Genomic DNA, 20,327 nt, shown 5'->3' with positions numbered 1-20,327 from the left:
TACATGACCAAGTCATGGTTACAAGTAGGGGTGGTGCCCTCGGTACGATGGGCGCCATGGCACACGTCCCCGCGGCCCGACGGCGCGCACAGCTCATCGACACGGCGATCGACCTCATGACCAGGGAGGGAGCCGCGGCGGGCAGCACGCGGGCGATCGCCGCCGAACTGGGCGTGGCGCAGATGACCGTCCACTACGTGTTCGGCTCCAAGGCCGAGTTCACCCGGGCGATCATGGACGAACTCAGCCGCCGGGTGGTGGACCGGGTCCGCCCCACCGCCGAGCGCACGGGCGGCGAGAGCTTCGGCGGAGACGTCGCCGACACCGTCGCCGAGCTGTGGCGCGACGTGCGCGAGGACACGGCGGAGAAGCTGCTGTGGATCGAACTGTGCGTCCAGTCCCTGCGGGATCCCGTGCTGCGCGCCGCCATCGCCGAGCACAACGCCAACATGTACGCGGTGGCCGCCGAGCTGCTGGGCACCATCGGCCGTCGGCACGGGGTGGCCTTCGCCGTGCCCGTCGAGTCCGTGGCCCGCTTCCTCCTGTGCGGACTGGAGGGGATGATCAACCAGCACCTGGCGGAGCCGGACGAGGCCGCCGAGCGCACGTGCCTCGACCAGCTGGTCGCCGCCACCACGGCCCTGGCCCTCGGCGGCTACACGCCCTCCCCCGCCTTCCGGTCCTAGGAGGATGGCCACGGGCGGCGGCGCGTGTCAGGGTGGACGGCGACCGGGGCGGCCCCCGCGGCCCGCCCGTCCCCCACCGGCGAAGGACACCCCCCATGCCGTCAGCCCCCCGACGACGCGCCGTACTGGGCGCCACGCTGACCGCCGCGCTCGGCCTCCTGGCCGCTCCCCCGCCCGCGTCCGCGTCCGCGGCCACCGCCGCACGCACCTCGTGGATGGGACGCCTGCCCGACACCACCCGCCTGACCGCGCTGTCGCTGCCGGGCACCCACGACAGCGGCGCGTGGACCGGCAGCGTGTGGTCGCGCACGCAGGACCTGACGCTCACCGGCCAGCTCGACTCGGGCGTGCGCTTCCTGGACGTGCGCACGCGCCACTACCGGGACGCGTTCACCATCCACCACGGCGCCGAGTACCTCCACCTCAACTTCACCGACGTCGTGCGCGACGTCAGCGCCTTCCTCGCCCGGAACCCCACCGAGACGGTGCTGATGCGGATGAAGAAGGAGCACACCGAGGAGGAGAACACCCGCACCTACCAGGAGACCCTGGAGCACTACATCGGTCGGAACCCCGACACCCGCGACCTGCTCGCCGCACACCTGTGGGTTCCCGGGCAGCCGGGCGGCGACCGCGTGCCCGACCTGGGCGAGGCGCGGGGGCGGATCGTGGTCGTGCAGGACTTCGCGGCCACGCGCGACTACGGCGTCCGGTGGAACGGGAGCGCCCTCGACATCCAGGACGACTACCGGGTGCCCACCCTGTTCGACATCCCCGACAAGTGGGAGAAGGCGCGCGCCCACCTCGACGCCGCCGCCTCGGGCCCGCAGGACGTCCTGTACGTCAACCACCTCAGCGGCAGCGGCGCCCCGTGGGCCAACCCGCGGGAGGTGGCCTGGGGCGCGTTCGGCCTGTGGGGGGTGAACGACCACGCCCTGGACCACCTGCGGGGCTCGACCGCCCACCGGACCGGGGTCGTGGTGGCGGACTTCCCCAGCCAGGAGCTCACCGACCTCGTCGTGGCCCGCAATCCGCAGGTCTAGGGCCGGTCGTGCGCAACGGTCACCCGGGGGGTCGCCGTTCGGGCGTCGGGGCTGTGCACGACGGGTGGAGCCGCGGGCGGGGATCGAGCCTCAGGCCAGGAGGGGGAGCCCCTGCCTCCCGGGCGCCCGGGCCCGGTCGACAGCGCGGCGGAGGATCCGACGGCACCGGCCGGGTCCTCAGTCGTCGACCACCAACTGCCACGCCGTCACGGCGACCTCGCCGCCCTCGGCGATGTCGGTGGGGACCGGCCAGGACTCGCGGACCATCCCGGCGTGCGGTGCGACGTACAGGACCGAGGTGACGCGCACGCCCGCCGTGGCCATCGCGTCCCAACCGAGGACGAACTGCGCCGTGCCGCCCGGCGGCACGCTCAGTTCCACGGCACCGGCGTCCTGGGCCATGAAGGAGCTCCCCCGCACGAGGGTCACCCCGGGAACCTCCCCGCCCTCGTCCGCGAAGGCCACGTCGGGGTAGCCGTTCAGGACGCAGGGCTCGTCGGAGTCGTTCGTGAGCCGTACCGGGAGTCCCCGGTGGCCGGTCGCGGGGACCGGTTGACCCTCCGGACGCAGCGTGCTCTGCTCCGGTCCGCACCAGGCGGGGTCGGGTTCGGGAACTCCGGGGGCCACCTCGGGCAGCGGGACGGTCTCCGTCCCGGCAGACCCGGTGGGCTCGGGCGCCGAGGACGCGCCCGTGTCCTGGAACTGCTGATCCAGGCCATCCTCGGCGAGCCGGTCCAGGAAGTCGCGCGTGGCCGCGGCGGAGACGACGGCGGACAGGAGCACGGTCAGGACGAGCAGGACCGCCAGGACGATCCGGCCGGTCACCACCTCGCCGCGGGCCGGAGGCCGCGCGCCGGAGGCTCTCCGGGCCAGGAGCGCGGGCAGCCACCCCCACACCAGGCCCCAGTAGGCCCCCGCGAAGGGGGCCTCGTCGGAGAGGAGCAGGAACGCCACCGAGCCCATACCGAGGTCCGCCGCGGTCGCCCCGGCCACCGCCGCCAGGCTCGCGGTGGCCCCGGCCGCGACGGCGGCCGACCACAGGGCCGGCAGACGGTACGCGCGGGGCGCGGAGGGCCCGGTGGGCAGGAGGGAGGCGACGAACAGGTAGGCCACGAGCAGGACCGCGGTCGAGGCGGCCACGAACAGGAGGGTCCAGGCGGAGGGCCACCCCCAGACCACCGTGGGGATCGTCCGCGGCACCGCGTAGCCGAAGACGCGGTTGAAATGCGGTCCGACACCGCCCAGGAGGACGTGGGCGTAGGAGCAGCCGACCCACAGCGCCGACGCGGTGAGCCCGGCGGGCCAGAGAGCTCGGAGGTCTCGTGTCACAGCCATGCGGGGAGGGTAGCGGTTCGCGTTCCGGGGCCCGCGCCGGGGTCGCACCCCAGCCCGGCGGCCCGTCGGCTCCTCCCGCCGCCCCGGCACTTCCGGAAGTTGCCCTGTTAGGCAAGCCTTGCTTTACTGGACGCCGCCCCGACCCCGAGGAGGACCCCATGCGCGCCGCGATGTCCGGCCATCAGACACGGGATCATCGGACACCGCGCACCGGGACCGCCGCGTGAGCGCCCCCGGACGCGCCGTACTGCGGGACGCCCTCAGGGGCCAGCGCCGCCGTGTGGCCGGCGCCTCCGCCCTGGCCGCGGGCCACCAGACCGGCGAGGCCCTGGTCCCGGTCGTCATCGGCGCGGTCATCGACCTCGCCGTGGCCACCGGGTCCGGCCGCGCCCTGCTGGGCTGGCTGGCGGCGCTCGCCGCCGTGTTCGTCGTCCTGTCGTTGAGCTACCGCTTCGGCGCGCGGATCGCCGAGCGCTCCGCCGAGCAGGCCGCCCACGACCTGCGGCTGCGCGTGACCCGCCGGGTCCTGGACGCGCGCGGCGGCGCCGAGCGCGGCCGCCTGCCCGGCGCCCTGACCAACATCGCCTCAGGTGACGCCGAACGGGTCGGCCAGGCCGTGGGCGGGTTCCCCGTGGGGGTGGCGTGCGCGGCCGGCCTGGTGGTCAGCGCCGTGGCCCTGCTACGTCTGTCGGTCCCCCTGGGGTTGCTGGTGCTGCTGGGGACACCGCCGCTGCTCTACCTCACCCATCTGGTCGGCCGACCGCTGGCCCGTCGCAGCGAGGGGGAGCAGGAGCGTGCCGCCCAGGCCTCCGGTACCGCGGCCGACCTGGTCGCGGGTCTGCGCGTGGTCAAGGGTCTGGGCGCCGAGACCGCCGCCGCGGACCGCTACCGCGCCACCAGCCGTGCCTCCCTGACCGCCGCGCTCCACGCCTCCCGCGCCCAGGCCGGGCACGACGGAGCCGTGCTGGCGCTGACCGGCGGCTTCATCGCGGCCGTGGCCCTGGCCGGGGCGGTGCTGGCCATGCGGGGCGACATCACCGTCGGCGGACTGGTCGCCGCCGTGGGCCTGGCCCAGTACCTCCACGGGCCCTTCCGCGGGCTCGGCTTCGTCAACGGCGTGTTCGCCCGGGCGCGTGCCTCCGCCGACCGGGTCGCCGAGGTGCTCGACTCGCCGTGGGCGGTGCCCGACGGCACCGCCGCCCTGCCCGCGGAACCCGAGGGCGCCCTGCGGCTGCGCGACCTCCACCACGGAACCCTGCGCGGAGTGGACGCCGCCGTCGACCCCGGCGGTCTGGTCGGCGTGGTCGCACCCGACCCGGCGGCCGCCGCCGACCTGCTCGCCTGCCTGTCCCGCGACGTGGACCCCGAGCACGGTTCGGTCGAGGTGGACGGTGTGGACGCGACCACACTCGCCCTGGCCGACCTGCGCCGCGCGGTCCTGGTCGCCGAGCACGACGCCGCCCTCTTCGAGGGGTCACTGTCCGACAACGTGGCCGTCGCCGCGTCGGGGCCGGTGGAACAGGCCCTGGTCGCGGCCACCGCCGACGAGGTCGCCTCCGCACTGCCGCACGGCGCGGCCACCCGGCTGACCGAGCGGGGACGGTCCCTGTCGGGCGGGCAGCGCCAGCGCGTCGCGCTCGCCCGTGCGCTGGCGGCCGACCCGCCGGTGCTGGTCCTGCACGAACCGACCACCGCCGTCGACACCGTCACCGAGGCACGTGTGGCCGAGCGTGTGGCGGCCGCGCGCCGGGGCCGGACCACGGTTCTGGTCACCACGAGCCCCGCCCTGCTGGACGCGGCCGACACCGTGCTCCTGGTGGAGGAGGGCACCGTGACGGCCCGCGGGCGCCACGCCGACCTGGCCCGCCACAGCGACTCCTACCGAAGGGCGGTGCTCTCGTGAGCGCGGACCACCTGCTCCCCACCGCGACGTCCGCCCGGGTCCGGGAGACCGTCAAAGCCCTGCTGCGCGAGCGCTGGGCCACGGCGCTCTGGTCCGTGGGCGCGCTCACCGGCGCCACCGCCGTGGGCCTGGCCACCGCCGCGCTCCTCGGCCGCATCGTCGACGCGGTCGTGGCGGGGAACGGAACCGACGCGCTGGTCGTTCCGGTCGTCGCGCTGCTGGCCGTCGCCGTGGTCAGCGGTGCCGGGAACGCGTTGGGTGTGGCCGGAGTGGCACGCCTGGGGGAGAGCGCGGTCGCCGAACTGCGCGAGCGGTTCGTGGACCGGGCGGTGCGACTGCCGCTGGAACGCGTGGAACTGGCCGGCTCCGGCGACCTGACCTCCCGGGTCACCGGAGACGTCACGGCGGTGACCCGGTCCGTGCGGGACGCCTTCCCCCAGCTGGCCCAGGCACTGCTCACCATCGTCCTCACCCTGGGCGCGCTGGCGCTGCTGGACTGGCGGTTCCTGCTGGCGGCGCTGCTGTCGGTACCGATCCAGGTGATCGCGCTGCGCCGTTACCAGCGCGGGGCCGCACCGGTGTACGACGAGCACCGCCGCGCGGCGGGCGCCCGCCAGCACCGCCTGCTCGACACGATCAGCGGGGCGCGGACCGTGCGGGCCTTCGGCCTGGCCGACGCGCACACCCGGGGGGTCGGCCAGGCCTCGCAGCGGGCCGCTGACCTGGCCGTGGCCGGGACGGCCGTGGCCACGCGGTTCTTCAGCAGTCTCAACCTGGCGGAGTTCGTCGGTCTCTCCGGCGTGCTCGTCGCCGGTTTCTGGCTGGTGGAGCGGGATATGGCCACGATCGGGACCGCGACCGCGGCGGCGCTGTACTTCCACAACCTGTTCAACCCGATCAACACGGCCCTGGGGCTGGCCGACGAGGCGCAGAAGGCGCGCGCGAGCCTGGCCCGGATGATCGGGGTCTGCGACCTGCCCGCCAAGGAGGAACCCGGCCCCCTCCCCGCCCCGGACGGCTCACTCGTCCTGTCGGGGGTGGGCCACTCCTACCTCCCGGAGGTCCCCGTCCTGTCCGACGTCGACCTGGAGGTACGCCCCGGGGAGCGGGTGGCCCTGGTCGGGGCGAGCGGAGCGGGCAAGTCCACCCTGGCCAAACTGGTCGCGGGGGTCCACCCCGCCGCGGAGGGCTCGCTGGGCGTGGGCGGCCTCGACCTGGCCGACACGGGCACGGCGGCGGCGCGTCAGGCGGTCACGATGGTCAGCCAGGAGGTGCACGTGTTCGCCGGGCCGCTCGCCGAGGACCTGCGTCTGGTCCGCCCCGGAGCGGACGAGGCCGAACTCCTGCGCGCCCTGGAGACCGTGGGGGCGCGGGCGTGGGCCGAGGCACTGCCGGACGGGATCGCCACGGTGGTGGGCGCGGGCGGACACCGCCTGACCGCGGCCCGGGCACAGCAGCTCGCGCTGGCGCGCCTGGTGCTGGCCGACCGCCCGATCGCGGTCCTGGACGAGGCGACCGCCGACGCGGGCAGCGCGGGCGCACGCGAACTGGAGGAGTCCGCCGCCCGCGCCCTGGACGGCCGCACCGGTCTGGTGGTCGCCCACCGGCTGACCCAGGCGGCCGAGGCCGACCGTGTGGTGGTCCTCGACGGGGGCCGGGTGGTGGAGTCGGGCCCGCACGAGGAGCTGGTGGCGGCGGACGGACCCTACGCCGCGCTGTGGAGGGCCTGGTCCCAACGGCGCTGAGGTGTCCTCCCGCCCGGCGACGGTGGCGATCAGCGGGCGTCACCACCCGAGGCTGCCGACGGTCCCGGTCGACAACGCACACGACGCGGCCCGGGCCCGAACCCTGTACACCGGCGTGGGTGCCGCCGTTCCGCGGGACCTGGCGGACCGGGGATGATCCGCCCCCCGCACGGCACGATCCGGCGGTGCACGGATGAGCCGTGCACGATCCGTGCAGGAGGCTTCTACGATCCAAGTCGGTCAACGACCGCCTCGGCCGGATCCCGGCCCGCAACGCCTCCCATGGAAAGGCCAGACAGTGCGTCCCCTCCGACTCGCCCTGCCGCTGACGTTCGCGGCCCTCTCGCTCTCGGCATGCAGTTTCGCCGCCGGCCTGACGGTTTCCGGAGAGGCGCTCGCGGACGCGGCGGCGGACGCGCTCGAGCAGCAGACCGGGGAGCGGCCCGACGTCGACTGCGGCGACGACAGCATCATCGCCGCCGAGGGCGAGGAGGTCGACTGCGCGGTGACCGACCCCGGGACCGGCGACGCGTACGACGCCGTCGTCACGTTCACCGGGGTCGAGGGCGACCAGTGGAACATCAGCGTCGAGGTGGCCTCAAGCCCGCAGGGGCAGGGCGCTGAGGAGACCGAGCAGGCCGAGCCGGATCCCGCCGCGGCCTCGGAGGACCCCGACGACCAGGCTGGCTCGGGCGGTGCGGTGGACACGGTCGCGGTCACCGCGGTCGAGGCGGCGGCCGCGGACGCGTTGGAGGCCCAGGTCGGCGAACGCCCCGACATCGACTGCGGGGATCTCAACGTCAACCCGTTCAACGGCAGGACCGTCGACTGCACGATGACCGACGCGGCGACCGGCGCGGAGTACGACACCACCGTCACGTTCACCGGGGTCGAGGGCGACCAGTGGAACATCAGCGTCGAGGTGGCCCCCACACCCCGTTAGGAGCTCGCCTCCAGGGCCGACCGCGTGTTCGGCCAGGTGCCTTCGGCAGATGAGGACGCGAGGATCCCGAGGGCGGCCGGGAAGCCGGAGGCGCCGCGCTCCCAGCGCACGTTCGGCCTGGCCTGGCGCCCGGTCGGGCGATCCGGAGTTCGGTCCTGCACCGGTGTCCGCCCGACCGGTGTGGGCGCTCGGCGCCGGTGCGGGCCGGACGCACCCCGATGACGCGTTCGCGCCGCCACCGGCACCGGTCCCGGAAGGGGCCCTGTCCCCCTGCGGCGACGCCGCCACCGACGGCCGAACCCGGCACGGGACACGGCGCCGGGTGCTTGGGCGAACACGCTGACCGGTCGCATACTGGTCACGATCCCGCCGGGCGGTCGGACGGTTCTTCCACACCTGGGTCCAGCCCCCGGCAGGCTCCCTGTCAACACGCGCCTACTGCGGCATCCCGGCCGGGGGTGACGCGCACGATCTCCGGACGGACGTCAGGGGCGGGGGCGAAGGTCCGGTGTCCGTACCGGTCGGCTCCGGGTCCCTGGTCCCGGGTGCGAAGGTCGTGGTCGGTCACCGTCACCGTGGTCGCCGCCCACCCTCGCGCCTCTTGCCGCGTTCCATCGATCCTGTCGGTGCACGGCCCAGTCCGGCCGGGCGCGGAGGGAATGCCGAACCGAGGGAGGCCCCATGACCGCCCGCCCGCGCGCCGTCGCCTTCGACGTGCTCGAAACCCTGGTGAACCTGGATCCGCTCCGCGCCCGGCTGGAGGACATCGGCCAGCCCGCGCAGCTGTTGGAACCGTGGTTCATGCGTTTCCAGCGCGACTCGATGGCACTGACCCTCGCCGGGGACTACGGGTCGTTCGAGCCGGTGGCACGGCAGGCGTTGCGCACCAGTACCGGCCACACCGCCACCGAGGGCGACATCGACCACGTACTCGAGGGGTTCGGCAGGCTGCCCGCGTATCCCGACGCCGAACCGGCGCTGCGCCGGCTGTCCGACGCCGGGCTGCGGGTCGGCTGCCTGACCGTCGGCAGCACGGAGAACACGGTGCGCTGCCTGGAACGGGCGGGCCTGGCTCGCCACGTGGACCAGGTGATCACCGCGCAGAAGGCCGGTACGTGGAAACCCGCGCCGTCCGTCTACCGCGTGACGGCCAGCGCACTCGGCACATCACCCGGCGACATGGCCCTGGTCGCGGTACACGCCTGGGACTGCCACGGAGCCAAACGCGCCGGTTGTCTCGCGGGTTGGTGCCAGCGGCTGGAAGGCCGCTACGGCGACGTCTTCACGGCGCCTGACGTCAGTGGCGCCGATCTCGTCCAGGTCGCCGAACGCCTGCTGGAACTGTCCTCCGACTGAGTTCCACCCAGGGTGCGCCGCCCGGGATGCGGTGGAGGCTCGGGCGTGTGTCCGTTCAGGAACGGGTGGGGACAGCAGTTGTCCCGGCCCCTCCCCCGAGGCTTGCCGGTGGGCGGGCGGCTGTTTTCCGTCCACGGCACCGACGACGGCCCCGGCTTCGACCACGTGGGCGCGGTCGGCCGCGATCCGCGCGTCGGGTACCGGGCCCGCCCGGTCGACGTCGAGGAGCTCTTCCCCGAGCTGCGGCCCTGGCGCAGGGAAGCGGTACGCCTGCACCCGCGTTCGGGCCGCCCCTCCATCCAGGACAGCTCCGTCGGCGGCCCGCTCCTGTGGCCGCAAGACCAGCCCTGTCCCGTATACGACGGCCAACACCACGACCCCGACAGCCATACGCCCTACGAAGGAGAGGTCTACCTCGTCCCCGTCGTCCAACTCCACCGGGACCACGCCCCCGACTCCCCCTTCCCCCGGGACTCGACCTCCTCCAGATGCTGTGGTGCCCCTCCGACCACGGCGAACTGCGCTGCCCCCTGACCCGGGTGTACTGGCGCAGCTCACACGACGTAGACCAGGTCAGGGCCACACCCTCCCCGCACGCCGAAGCGTCGAAGGAGTACGTCCCCGACCCCTGCGTGGTCCACCCCGAACGGGTGACCGAGTACCCCGACGGGGATCTGCCGGAGGACCTGTCCGACCTCCTGTGTGAGCGCTTCGACCGACTGAGGCGGGAGACGGGCTGGAGCTACCGGTACCACCTCTCCGACGCGCCCGGGATCAAGGTCGGCGGCTATCCGGGCTGGACCCAGGAGCCGGTGTGGCCGGAGTGCGGTTGGTGTGAGCGGGCCCGCGCGGCGCACAACCCCGCCGGGCTGGTGCTGGGAGACGCCGGAGGCGTGTACGTCTTCGAGTCCCGGTGCTGCCCCGAACGCCCCACCGACCACTGGTTCGGCTTCTCCTGAACCCACCACTCCCCTCGCCACCGCCGAGGCCCCCGTGCCCCGACCACCCCCGCGGCCGGGCCCGGCTCGCGCCACGACCTCCGGTCCGGCGGGGCTCACGCGTAGGCGATTCCCGCGGCCGGTACCGCGAACTTCGCGGGTACGTCGGTGTCGTGGTCCGCCTCGGGGCCGTCGCTGACCGGACCGCCGTCGCCGCCCATCGACACCCGCGGCATGGGCGGACCGCACTCCTCCACCGCACCGGGGAGACCGACTCCCGCGGATCGCCCGGCGTGGTTGAATGACCACGACCGCCGGGAGAAGCCCCCGCCCCTCCGCCGGTACCGGCTTCCCCCAGATCCTTTCGGCGCTGCCAGGAGGCCCGCATGGCGACCCCGCCAGGGATACGCAGGATCTGCCTGATGCTGGACATCGAGCGCTACGGGGCTCGGGCGGGCGCGGACCAGGTATGGATGCAGGAGCACCTGGCGCGGGTGGTGTTCACCTCGCTGGAGCACGCCGGGACGCTCGGGCGCGGCACCGACATCCAGGAGCAGGGCGACGGCCTCCTCGTGCTGCTGCCGCCCTCGGTCGACGAACCCCGGGCGCTGCCCCGCCTGTTCGGCGGTTTGGGTGCGGCCCTGGGCCAGGTCAACCGCCGGGCGCTGAGCCGCAGGCGGATACGTCTGCGCCTTGGGGTCAGCCAGGGCGTCACCCAACGGGGCGCCACCGGCTGGGTCGGCACCGGAGTCATCCGGGCGTGCCGCCTGTGCGACGCCGAACCGGTGCGCGACGCCCTGGCCCGGGCACCGGGCCTGGACCTGGCCGGGATCATGTCGCACGACGTCTACCAGGACGTGGTGGAGCAGCGACATCCCGGTCTGGGACCCGACGCGTTCACCAGAGTCACGGTCACCACCAAGGACTTCGCCGGCGACGCGTGGACCTTCGCGCCCCGGCAGGATCCGGACACGGCACCGGTGAAGCGGGCCGGGCCGGGCCGGACCCGGCTGTGGCCGGGCCGGGCCGCCCAGCGGATGGGGCGGTACGCCGCCGGAGGGGCCGCCAGCGCCGGGGCGGGGTGGCTGTTGGACCAGTGGCTCACCGAGGACACCACCGGTGCGGACCACGCGGCCGAGAACGGGATCGACGGTTCCTGAGCCCTGGGGCCGGGCCGGACCGCACGGCCCCAGGGGTGTGGTCCTCCCGGCGCGTCGCTTCCGGTGCGCCGGGAGGAACGGACGGGGAGCCGTTCCCGAACGCGGCGCCGCACCACGGGGGGTGGCTCGGGCGCCCACGGGACCGGGGCCCCGGGCGCCCGGGCGAGAAGGGAGCGGCGCCGGAGGCGTCCACCGGTCGGCGACGGGTGGGCGGGCAGGCCCGGAGCCTAGGCCAGAGCCCAGCCCTGGATCACCGCGGCGGCCCTGCGGTCGACCTCGGTGAGGGTTCGGCGCATCTCGAAGAGCCGCTGCCGGGCCCGCTCCGCCGACCCCTTGGCCTCCTCGCGCGAAGCGAGGACGAACTGGACCTGCTCGTCGATGGCATCGATCGCCTCGGCGAGGTTGTGGTCGATCCGGCGCCTCTGCTCGTCGAGCTGTTCGTGGGCCTTCACAGCGATGTGTCCCGCCCGCTCCCGGGCCTCCTCGCTGAGCTTGTCCGCCATCTCCTTGGCCACGGTCTCGACGATCCTCCGGTTGATCCGGTCCAACTTGACCAGCGTCTGCGTCAGTCCCGCCCCCAGCAGGACCGCGGCGAAGAAGAGCGGGTTGGTGAACCCGAGCAGGGCCAGGGCCACCGAGATGCCGATCTGCGGCAGCAGGCTCCTGACCATCTCCTTGAAACCGAACTGGGTCCCGATCACGGCGGCGCCGGGGTTGAGGAGCAACCCTCCGACTCCCCCGCCGATCCGCGACCACGTGGACGGCGTGTCCGGCTGGGAGACTCCGTCCACCTCCAGCAGGGCGCTCTTGACATCGTCGAGGTCCCGGGCGAAGGCGACCAGGCGCTCGCCGATCCGCTCCTCCAGGTCGTCGGCGCGCGCGGTGAGCAGGTCGGCGAGGTCCCCCTCCAACCACTCCTCGGAACGGGCGATGACGCGTTCGCTCAGTCCGTCGACCACCTCCCGGACCATGGCCTCCATGTTCTGTTTGGCCTTGAGCGGGTTCATCGTGACAGCGTTGCCCACCTCCATCTCCTCGGCCCAGACGGGGCACAACGCGGCGGTGGAGCGCAGGAAACGGGAGGCCTCCTCCTCGATCTGGGAACGCGTGGCCGTCAGGTGGTTGTCGATGGTGCGGCCGATGCTCTCCCGGTCCCGGCGCAAGCGCTCCAGAGGCTCCCGCTGGCGCTCGTACTCCTCGGTGAGCCGGACCACGTCCTTGTCCAGGAGAGCGGACATCTCGTCCACGTCGGCCCGTGCGATCTCGACCAGCCGCTGCACCTGGAGGGCCGGGGGGACGATCTTGAGCCGGCCGCGGTTCGTGGTGAGGAAACGCTCCAGCTCCTCCTCGAACCGCGGCAGCCCCGACCTCTCGACACGGTCCGGTTCGCCCGCCTTGCGGCCCTTGAGCGCGGTCAGGGAATCGACGAACATCACCCGGTCCTCGCCCAGGCCCCAGTACTCCTTGATCCGGGAGCGCAGATCGTCGACGACCTCGTCCACCTCGTCCTCGTCCACCTGGTTGACCCGGTTGACCAGAACGAACATGTTGTCGTGGCTGAAGGCGCGCAGCTGCTGGTCGACCACCTCACGCTCACTCTCCGACAGCGCCTGCAGCGCACTGAGGACGAGCACCACCGCGTCGGCCCGGTTGACGAACTCCAGGGTGACGCGGGCCCGGTCGGCGTTCTCGTTGAGGCCCGGGGAGTCGACGATCTCCACCCCCTGCCGGCACAGCTCCAGCGGCCAGCCGATCTCGGCCTTTCCCCAGGAGTCGGCCCGTCCCGGCCCCGCGTCCACCGTGATCGTCCTGTCCAGGTCCGCGACCGGGACGGACACACCGTTCGGGTCGAGCCCGTCGGGGTGGTGGGGGTCGATCCGGTAGAGCACCGCTCGACGTTCCTCGGCCCAACCGACGACGGTGAGGACCGCCGTGGTCGGCTTTCCGGTGGCCGGGAGGACCTTGTGCCCCAGCAGGGCGTTGATGGTGGTGCTCTTGCCCACGTTGAACTCACCGAGCACCAGCACGCTGAAGGTGTCGGTGGCCACCCGTTCACGCAGTTCCGCGGCGGTGTGCGCCAGGGCCTCCTGGCCCATGTCCTTGCCCACCTCGCCGAGGCGGGCGATGGCCTGGTCGAGTTCCCGGCGCATCCCCTGGAAACGCTCGTATCCGGCGTCCATGGTCACCCGTTCTCCTTCGTGTCGTGGTCCGATGCGGTGTCGATGACGGCGATGAGCTCGGCGGCCCGCGCCGCGACGGTGTCCCAGTGCGAGGCGCCGGAGGGGATCTCGACCGTCGCGGCGCCCCGCCGGTGCTCCTCCCTCAAGCGCACGACCTCCTCGCGCATGTGGCCGTACAGGCCGTCCAGACGCGCCCGCACCACCTCGGCGTGTTCGTGCAGGGCCCGGTCCACCAACGGGGGCAGCTTGGAGCGGACCGCCTCACGCTGTTCCTCCACCAGGTCGCGCAGCCGGATCTCGGCCAGACCCGTGCCGACCAGTGACGCGCTGAGCGCCACCGCCGGACCGATCCCGGGCAGGATGAGGGCGCCGAGGACCGCGGCTCCGGTCGGTCCCATCCGGTAGGTCAGCCTGCGCCGTCGCAGGTCGAGCCGGGCCGGGGAGTCGTCCACGGCCACCGGGGGCGGCTCGGCCGACTCCCGTGTCCGGTCCGGAGCTCCCAGGCGCACTCCGAAGGCAGCGGACAGCTCCTCGTCCAGGGACGCCAGGTCGGTCAGGGCCGCGTCGCGCACCTGGACGCCCGCGGCGCGGTCCCACTCGGCCAACTCGGCCTCCAGCCGCTCCCCCAGTTCCCTCTCCCACCACCGGCGGGGGTCGGATGAGGAGTCCACGCCACGGACCAGAGCCCGCACCAGCGTGTGACGGAACCGGTCGCGTTCGCGCATGAACCAGGCCAGGGACTCGTTGTGCCGGGCCCGGACGTCCTCACCGAGCCCGTCGAAGCAGCGCAACTCGTCGCCGAGCACCCCAGCGGCGGCCTCGGCCCCGGCCAGCGCCTGCTCGCGCAGGGCCCGTACCCGGTCACGGCCCCGATCGGCCTCGGACTCCACGCGGCGCAGGCACGCGACCAGCCGTCCGGACAGGTGCCGGACACGGGCGTCGCCCGGTTCGTCGAGGACCCGGCGCATCCACGGCCAGACCTCGTCTGAGGGGAGCACGCGCAGTTCGGGGGAGATCCGCGCCGCGCGCTCGCGCACGTGCGCGGTGACCTCCGCACGGTCCCCCTCGTCCACCAGGTCGAGCCGGGTGAGGGCGACCAGCACGCGGTCGGGCGTCAGGCCCCGGTCGAGCAGGTCGGCCAGGAGCCGCGTCTCCTGGAGGGACATGGCGGCGGCGGCCATGACCGGTACGACAACGGCATCGGCGGAGGCGACCATCGACGGCTCGCCCGGCGCGACGAGAAGCTCGCTTCCCTCCGGCAGCGGGGATTCCCGCGCCGTGACCTGGACGCGGAAGGACAGCACGGCAGGATCGCCCTCCTCCCACCAGGCCTCGCCGGGGACGGGCGACCGGCGGTCCCATCCGTTCGAGGTCTGGATCTCCACCCACTCGTCGGAGCCCGGGGAGATGAGGACGGGGGCGTCGGGTCCGACGTCGGACGGCAGGACCCGGCGGTCCAGCAGACCGTTGACGAACCGTGCGCGGGCGCGGGTGTGCAGGCCGGCCACGGCGATCCGCTGCGCCGCTCGGTCCGCATGGGCCGCGATCATGGTCAGCTCGGCGACCAGTTCGCCGGTTCCCGCCTGCTCCACCAGGTCTCGGGTGGCGGCGATCCAGTCCGCCAGGTGGTCGGTCATCGTTCTCCTCCGAAGTGGTCGACGGGGGTGGTGTCGGCTGCCTCACGCAGTCGTCGGCGTTCGTCCGCCACGGCGGACCGCCTCAGCGCCGCCTCTTCCCGCCTGTGGGTCAGGGCCAGGCGCCTGCGGTCGAGCAGGTCGTGCTCGACCCGTTGCGCGTCGGTGACCGCTTCGACGGTGGACAGGTAGGCCTCGCGGTAGCGCTCCACCCTCCGGTGCAGCTCCTCGCGCGCCCGGCGGGCCCGTTGAGCGGTGGAGCCGCGCAGCTGTCCGCGCACGTCCTCGAAAAGCGGGCCGACGGCCCCGACGGCTTCGTCCGTGACCCGTTTCTTCACCTTGGACACCGAGGGGGCGAAGACGGTGTTGGCCAGGACGGACCCGAGGACCCCGCCGACGAACACGCCGAAGCCGGGGAGGACGATGCCGCCGATCACCGCGCTGGCCAGGGCCACACCCGTCCTGGTCGCGCCGTCGCGGAGCCTGCCCTGCCAGGCGGCGGTGCTCGCGCCCTGGAAGGTGTCGTCCGCCACCGCCACGGCGGTGCCGGAGGACGGCCACGCGACGTGCACCGCTTCGACGTCGGGGGCCACGCGCTCCAGCCGTGTGTGGACGGCGCCGAACGCCTCCTCCAGCCGGGCCCAGGCCCTCTCCGCCTCTCGGTGCAGGACGGTGGCGGTGGTCGCGGTCCGTTCCCGGACGAGGTTCTCCACGGCCGAGGCGACCAGAGGGGCGAGATCGTTCTCGGCGGCCCGTTTGACCTCGTCGTGGGTGGTGCACGCCTCGATCAGCGCGCCGATGACCTGCTCGACACGTCGTTCGGCCCCTTCCACCGCCCGGTCCGTGTCCCGGTGGACCGCCTCCTCGGCCGCGGACAGGGCGATCATGGCCTGCCCGAGTTCGTCGGCGAGCAGTGCGCCGGGATCGGCGGGGGTGAGGGCGACCAGTGCGGTGCGGCGTCGCTCCAGGTCCTCCACCTCGGCACCCAGGCCTGTCTCCAGGTCGGCGAGCAGCCCGTCCACCAGCCTGAGCACGGTGTCGGCGATCGCCGCGGGGCGGTGCCGGGCCACCAGGCCGCGGAGGAAGGAAACGGTCCTGTCGAAGCGGTCCAGCCACACCTGGTCGGCCTCGGCCCCGCGCAGGGCCCGCACGGTCATCACGGGCACCGTCCACAACACGGGCACCCGCACAGCCAGACACTCGCGAACCCTGCGCACGGCCGCCCCGTGCAGGTCCTCGATGTTCTCCGCCTGGTCTGCCCGGGTGACCACGAAGGCGCACCGGGCCAGGAGTCCCTCGTCGAGGCTGTCGGTGAGGAAGTCGACCAGTGTGGCGGCCAGGAACTTGTCCTGGCGGCACACCACGACGGCGGCGTCGGCCTCCTCGACCGCCGCGCGGGCCGCCCTGGTGTGTCTGCGGCCCTCCTCCCCCTCCGAGGCCGTACCGGGGGTGTCGATCAGCACCAGTCCGTCGGCGAGCAGCGGTGAGGGGAACTCGACCCGGACCCGGGCCACCCGCGCGGCCACCGTGGGGTCGGTGGTCAGCACAGCCAACGCCCGACGCGCGTCCATCCGGTCGAGCAGGCGGCTGATCCGCGCGCTGTCCAGTCCCTCGCCGATCTCCTCCTCGACCGGGCGCAGCCGCTGCCAGCCCCCCGCCGGGGCGTGGTCGGTCCACCAGTGGCCGCCGTCGTGGAAGTCGGCCAGGACCCGCAGCCGCGGCCCGTGGGAGATCCGCACCGCGGCACCCGTGGTGCGCCGGGTGTGGGAGGCGAACAGCTCCGCACCCACGAGCGCGTTGAGGAACGTGCTCTTGCCGCTGGACACCTCCCCGAGCACCGCGAGATGGTAGTGGTCGTCGGCAAGGCGTTCGCGGACGTGCCGGATCCGAGAGTGCCATGCGTCCCGCCTGGGGTCCTGCGGATCGAACAGGTCGACCAGCCGCTCCACGAAGTCCAGGTGCTGTGCGCTGGTGTCCGACAACCGTCCCATAACAGGTTCCCCTCGTTCCCGTGGCCGCCCTGCGCCAGATCCAGTAGAGCGCCCCGGCTGGCTGCGAAACACGGAAAATGAAGGGATTGTCGGAAAATATCCACCGACCGTTCCACCGCTTCGCGGCTTCCGGGGCTTTTGGGGTGGTTAAGCTTTCCCCATCGCGTGAGCGGAGGCGCTATGGGTGAACGGTGGACCGGTCAACCCGACCTGCCTGCACCCGGTCGCTGGCCGTCGGTCTCCCTCCTGGGCGCGCTTCCCCGCGAGGCCGAACGGGCGCTGCTGAGCCTGGGCACACCACGCACCTACGAGCCCGGTTCCACGCTGATGATCGAGGGCGACCGCACCACCCACGTGGTCCTCCTGCTGGAGGGCTGCGTGAAGGTCATGGGAACCACGGGCGGTGGACGTCCCTCGCTCCTGGCGATCCGCGCCGGCGGCGACCTGCTCGGCGAGCAGGCGGCGCTGGACGGAGGCACCCGCTCGGCCACGGTGGTCAGCGCCTCGCACTCCCGCGCCCGCGACATCGGCCAGCGCACGTTCCTCGGCTTCCTGCACACCCACCCCGAGGCGGCCCTGGTGCTGAGCCGTTATGTCTCCGCCAAGCTGCGCCGCTCCACCCGCCATCGTGTGGACCTGGGCGGCAGCCCGGTTCTGGCCCGCCTGTGCCGGGTACTGCTGGAACTGGCCGACAGCCACGGACGGCAGGGGCCCGACGGGTTGCTGATCGGCTTGCCGCTCACCCAGCCGGAACTGGCGGCGCTGGTCGGCGCGGCGGTGCCCAGCCTGGAGCGGGCGATCCGGCAACTACGCGACGAGGGTGTGCTCACCACCGGATACCGCAGAGTGGTGCTGCGGGACAGCCAAGCCCTGACCCGGCACCTGGGGCAGCCGCCGGCGTGAGGGGACCGGTCGGGACCGGTGTGGCGCGCCGCTGGCCGGTGTCCGCCCGCACCGCACAACGTGTCCGCACCGGCCGTCCCGAACCGGAGTGCCCGCGATGGGCCCACCTGCCGTTCACCACCGTTGCCCGCCCCCAGCCCCGCAGGGCCTGACGGACCACGACCGGATGCCGTGAACAAGGCGGGATGGATCGGTGCGCTGACAGCCGCAGTCACGATCGTGGCCGCGCTGGGAGCCGGACTCCACCTCGGCGGCGGACCCACCACGCGCGATGGGCGGGAAGCCGCCTCCTGGGCCGTGGTCGTCACCGCCGCCACGGCCGCCCTCGCTCCGGCCGTCACCGTGTGGGTGGGGAGCAGACCGCCTTGACCCACCGCTGGGACGACCTGATGTGGTCCATCCCCGCGTGCGCGGGGAGCAGAGGTCCTACAACGCGCCCGCGTCGGCGGTGCCGGGTCCATCCCCGCGTGCGCGGGGAGCAGTCCTCGCCTCCCGGGGTGGCAGTCGCGGATTCGGGTCCATCCCCGCGTGCGCGGGGGGCAGGGGCACCACACGGCGCCGGACTGGGTGGTGGTGGGTCCATCCCCGCGTGCGCGGGGAGCAGGAGGACATCAGCTGGTCGTCACCGCGCGAGCTGGGTCCATCCCCGCGTGCGCGGGGAGCAGTATCCGCCCCGTGCGCGCGGGTGTTCGCGGAAGGGTCCATCCCCGCGTGCGCGGGGAGCAGGTTGATCCGTCACATACAGACATCGGGGGGATGGGTCCATCCCCGCGTGCGCGGGGAGCAGCCGCACGCGAAGTGTCTGGAGCAGTACCGCCAGGGTCCATCCCCGCGTGCGCGGGGAGCAGACTTCCTGACCTGGACTTTTACTCTCTCCGGTAGCTCAAATTTGCAAGTTGTTGAAAATCAGACACAAGAAACAAAAATGAACAAATATCCACACTAAGCCCCATAAGCCACGAAATCCCGCTCATCATCATAGAGTCCGTCCACCCCGATCACCTCACATCATCCACGGAATGACAACCTCACCCCGGAGAACACCCTCGACACCCCACCAACACCGAGAACCTCGCGAAGTGCCATCGGACGCCGCCCACCAGCCGTGTGTGCTCCGTTTATGCTCCGCAGTTCCGTACTGACACGACACCCGGCGGCATCCCACGGCCTCAGACAGCACGACGGATCGGGTGGGGTGACACGAAACGGCACGAAATGACGCCTGGCGGCACCAGATCACCGGACTTCTCATCCGATGGCCACAGGTTCGAATCCTGCCGGGTGCGCCACAAAACCCCAGTTCAAAAGGGGTAAACGGGGGCCTCGAACGAGGTCCTCGACGCGTTTTCGGGGCGTGTGTGCTCCTGGTGTGCTCCCCAGTGCAAGATCCCGTGCAAGACAGCCCCCGCCTCTGGAGCACTTTGCCCTCCCGTGACCCGACGGCCCTGCCCTGGGCATGACCGTGCGCCCACCAGGCTCCTATAGCCGACCGATAACCGGGCCCATGTAGCGCCCCGTCGCTCCGTCGGAGCGAACACGGCCGTTTCAGCCGGGACCCCTTACCCCGATGGGTTTCACACGCCACAATCTTCCCCATGGACAAAGCGAGGCGTACATGCGCCAAGGGGTAGTCCTCAACGACAGGTACCGGCTGGACTCCAGGCTCGGCCACGGAGGAATGGGCCAGGTGTGGCGTGCCCTGGACCTCACCCTCGATCGGTTCGTGGCGATCAAGCTCGTCCTCGACCACGAATCCGAGGAACTGGAGCACCGTCTACGACGCGAGGGCCGGGCGGCAGCTCGCCTGGACCACCCTTCGATCGCCAAAGTGTTCGACATCGGCAGGCACGACGAGCACGTGTACCTGGTACTCGAGCTTCTCCGGGGAGACGACCTTGGCCGGATACTCACCGGTCGCACCCGGGGCCTGGATCTCGGCTCCGTTCTGGACATCGGCGCCCAGGTCGCTGAAGGGCTGGCCGCCGCCCACCGGGCAGGTGTCATCCACCGTGACATCAAGCCCGCCAACCTCTTCAGGACGTCGGACGGCCGAGTGAAGATCTGCGACTTCGGCATCGCGTGGCTGGACAACGCCACCCATGGCCTCACCCGGGGAGCGCTCGGCAGCCTGCCCTACATGGCGCCCGAGCGCTTCGACTCACGACCGGTCGGCGCCCGGGCCGATCTCTACGCCCTCGGTTGCACCCTGTACGAACTGTTGACGCTGGAGCCGCCCTTCACGGGCGACATGCCCGCCGTCATCCACGGGCATGTGAACAGACCGCCCCGCCCGCTCTCGGCCCAGAGGAAGGATGCCCCGGAACAGCTCGACCACCTCCTGCACGAACTCCTCGCCAAGGATCCTGGCGAACGTCCGCGGAACGCCCGAGAGGTGGCCGAGCGGCTCCGAGACATTCCGTTCGATACAGGGAAACGCTCATCGAGGCCCGTCGGTATCGACCTCGGTACGACGAACTCGTGCGTCGCGGTCCTGGAGGGCGGCGAACCCA

General features: G+C 72.9%; 16 protein-coding genes and 1 CRISPR repeat array. Of the genes, 12 read left to right on the top strand and 4 right to left on the bottom strand.

What is annotated here, in order from left to right; genetic code table 11:
* Nucleotides 1–56 precede the first annotated feature (56 nt).
* Together ACTVAJ_RS29240 and ACTVAJ_RS29235 are read left to right on the top strand one after the other, a co-directional pair.
* Entirely contained in the window at nucleotides 57–686 is a 630-nt protein-coding gene (locus tag ACTVAJ_RS29240; RefSeq protein ID WP_470391531.1) for a TetR/AcrR family transcriptional regulator, read from the top strand.
* 95 nt (nucleotides 687–781) lie between these two features.
* On the top strand, nucleotides 782–1,729 hold the full coding sequence (locus ACTVAJ_RS29235; RefSeq protein ID WP_470391530.1) for a phosphatidylinositol-specific phospholipase C: 948 nt from the start codon (nucleotides 782–784) through the stop codon (nucleotides 1,727–1,729).
* Nucleotides 1,730–1,906: 177 nt separating this feature from the next.
* Here the strand turns inward: ACTVAJ_RS29235 and ACTVAJ_RS29230 are convergent, their stop codons facing one another.
* Nucleotides 1,907–3,064, bottom strand: a complete 1,158-nt coding sequence (locus ACTVAJ_RS29230) for a DUF4232 domain-containing protein (RefSeq protein ID WP_470391529.1) — start codon at nucleotides 3,062–3,064, stop codon at nucleotides 1,907–1,909.
* 223 nt (nucleotides 3,065–3,287) lie between these two features.
* Here ACTVAJ_RS29230 and ACTVAJ_RS29225 point away from each other — a divergent pair, with 223 nt between their 5' ends.
* From ACTVAJ_RS29225 to ACTVAJ_RS29195, 7 genes are all read left to right on the top strand, one after another.
* Nucleotides 3,288–4,967, top strand: a complete 1,680-nt coding sequence (locus ACTVAJ_RS29225) for an ABC transporter transmembrane domain-containing protein (protein WP_470391528.1) — start codon at nucleotides 3,288–3,290, stop codon at nucleotides 4,965–4,967.
* On the top strand, nucleotides 4,964–6,712 hold the full coding sequence (locus tag ACTVAJ_RS29220; protein WP_470391527.1) for an ABC transporter ATP-binding protein: 1,749 nt from the start codon (nucleotides 4,964–4,966) through the stop codon (nucleotides 6,710–6,712). Before ACTVAJ_RS29225 ends, ACTVAJ_RS29220 begins: the two co-directional genes overlap by 4 nt.
* Before the next feature lie 298 nt (nucleotides 6,713–7,010).
* Nucleotides 7,011–7,655, top strand: coding sequence for a DUF4333 domain-containing protein (locus ACTVAJ_RS29215; protein ID WP_470391526.1), 645 nt, complete (start codon nucleotides 7,011–7,013; stop codon nucleotides 7,653–7,655).
* A gap of 681 nt (nucleotides 7,656–8,336) precedes the next feature.
* Nucleotides 8,337–9,011 carry a haloacid dehalogenase type II gene (locus ACTVAJ_RS29210; protein ID WP_470391524.1) on the top strand — a complete coding sequence of 225 codons (675 nt, stop codon included), beginning with the start codon at nucleotides 8,337–8,339 and terminating at the stop codon, nucleotides 9,009–9,011.
* A gap of 108 nt (nucleotides 9,012–9,119) precedes the next feature.
* Complete coding sequence (locus ACTVAJ_RS29205) at nucleotides 9,120–9,545, top strand: hypothetical protein (protein ID WP_470391523.1); 426 nt, start codon at nucleotides 9,120–9,122, stop codon at nucleotides 9,543–9,545.
* Nucleotides 9,500–9,970, top strand: coding sequence for a hypothetical protein (locus tag ACTVAJ_RS29200; protein ID WP_470391522.1), 471 nt, complete (start codon nucleotides 9,500–9,502; stop codon nucleotides 9,968–9,970). The genes ACTVAJ_RS29205 and ACTVAJ_RS29200 overlap by 46 nt, the downstream gene beginning before the upstream one ends.
* 365 nt (nucleotides 9,971–10,335) lie before the next feature.
* Complete coding sequence (locus tag ACTVAJ_RS29195) at nucleotides 10,336–11,109, top strand: hypothetical protein (RefSeq protein WP_470391521.1); 774 nt, start codon at nucleotides 10,336–10,338, stop codon at nucleotides 11,107–11,109.
* 227 nt (nucleotides 11,110–11,336) lie between these two features.
* Here ACTVAJ_RS29195 and ACTVAJ_RS29190 read toward each other — a convergent pair whose 3' ends face one another.
* The 3 genes from ACTVAJ_RS29190 to ACTVAJ_RS29180 are packed head-to-tail and all read right to left on the bottom strand — an operon-like array spanning nucleotide 11,337 to nucleotide 16,905.
* Nucleotides 11,337–13,289, bottom strand: coding sequence for a dynamin family protein (locus ACTVAJ_RS29190; protein WP_470391549.1), 1,953 nt, complete (start codon nucleotides 13,287–13,289; stop codon nucleotides 11,337–11,339).
* 2 nt (nucleotides 13,290–13,291) lie between these two features.
* Nucleotides 13,292–14,926: a hypothetical protein gene (locus tag ACTVAJ_RS29185; RefSeq protein WP_470391520.1), complete on the bottom strand. Its 1,635-nt coding sequence runs from the start codon at nucleotides 14,924–14,926 to the stop codon at nucleotides 13,292–13,294.
* On the bottom strand, nucleotides 14,923–16,905 hold the full coding sequence (locus ACTVAJ_RS29180; RefSeq protein WP_470391519.1) for a dynamin family protein: 1,983 nt from the start codon (nucleotides 16,903–16,905) through the stop codon (nucleotides 14,923–14,925). Before ACTVAJ_RS29180 ends, ACTVAJ_RS29185 begins: the two co-directional genes overlap by 4 nt.
* 189 nt (nucleotides 16,906–17,094) lie before the next feature.
* Here ACTVAJ_RS29180 and ACTVAJ_RS29175 point away from each other — a divergent pair, with 189 nt between their 5' ends.
* From ACTVAJ_RS29175 to ACTVAJ_RS29165, 3 genes are all read left to right on the top strand, one after another.
* Nucleotides 17,095–17,817, top strand: coding sequence for a Crp/Fnr family transcriptional regulator (locus ACTVAJ_RS29175; protein WP_470391518.1), 723 nt, complete (start codon nucleotides 17,095–17,097; stop codon nucleotides 17,815–17,817).
* 171 nt (nucleotides 17,818–17,988) lie between these two features.
* Entirely contained in the window at nucleotides 17,989–18,186 is a 198-nt protein-coding gene (locus ACTVAJ_RS29170; protein ID WP_470391517.1) for a hypothetical protein, read from the top strand.
* Nucleotides 18,187–18,209: 23 nt separating this feature from the next.
* Nucleotides 18,210–18,665: a CRISPR direct-repeat array (repeat unit 29 nt; unit sequence GGGTCCATCCCCGCGTGCGCGGGGAGCAG).
* An 830-nt stretch (nucleotides 18,666–19,495) separates the two neighbouring features.
* Nucleotides 19,496–20,327, top strand: an 832-nt coding sequence (locus ACTVAJ_RS29165) for a serine/threonine-protein kinase (RefSeq protein ID WP_470391516.1), incomplete at its 3' end; no start/stop codon positions are given.

The organism is Nocardiopsis sp. KDC1DS13DA1 (assembly GCF_055632325.1).
Note: the sequence above shows the minus strand (reverse complement) of the source record. Positions and strands in the feature narration are given on the sequence as shown.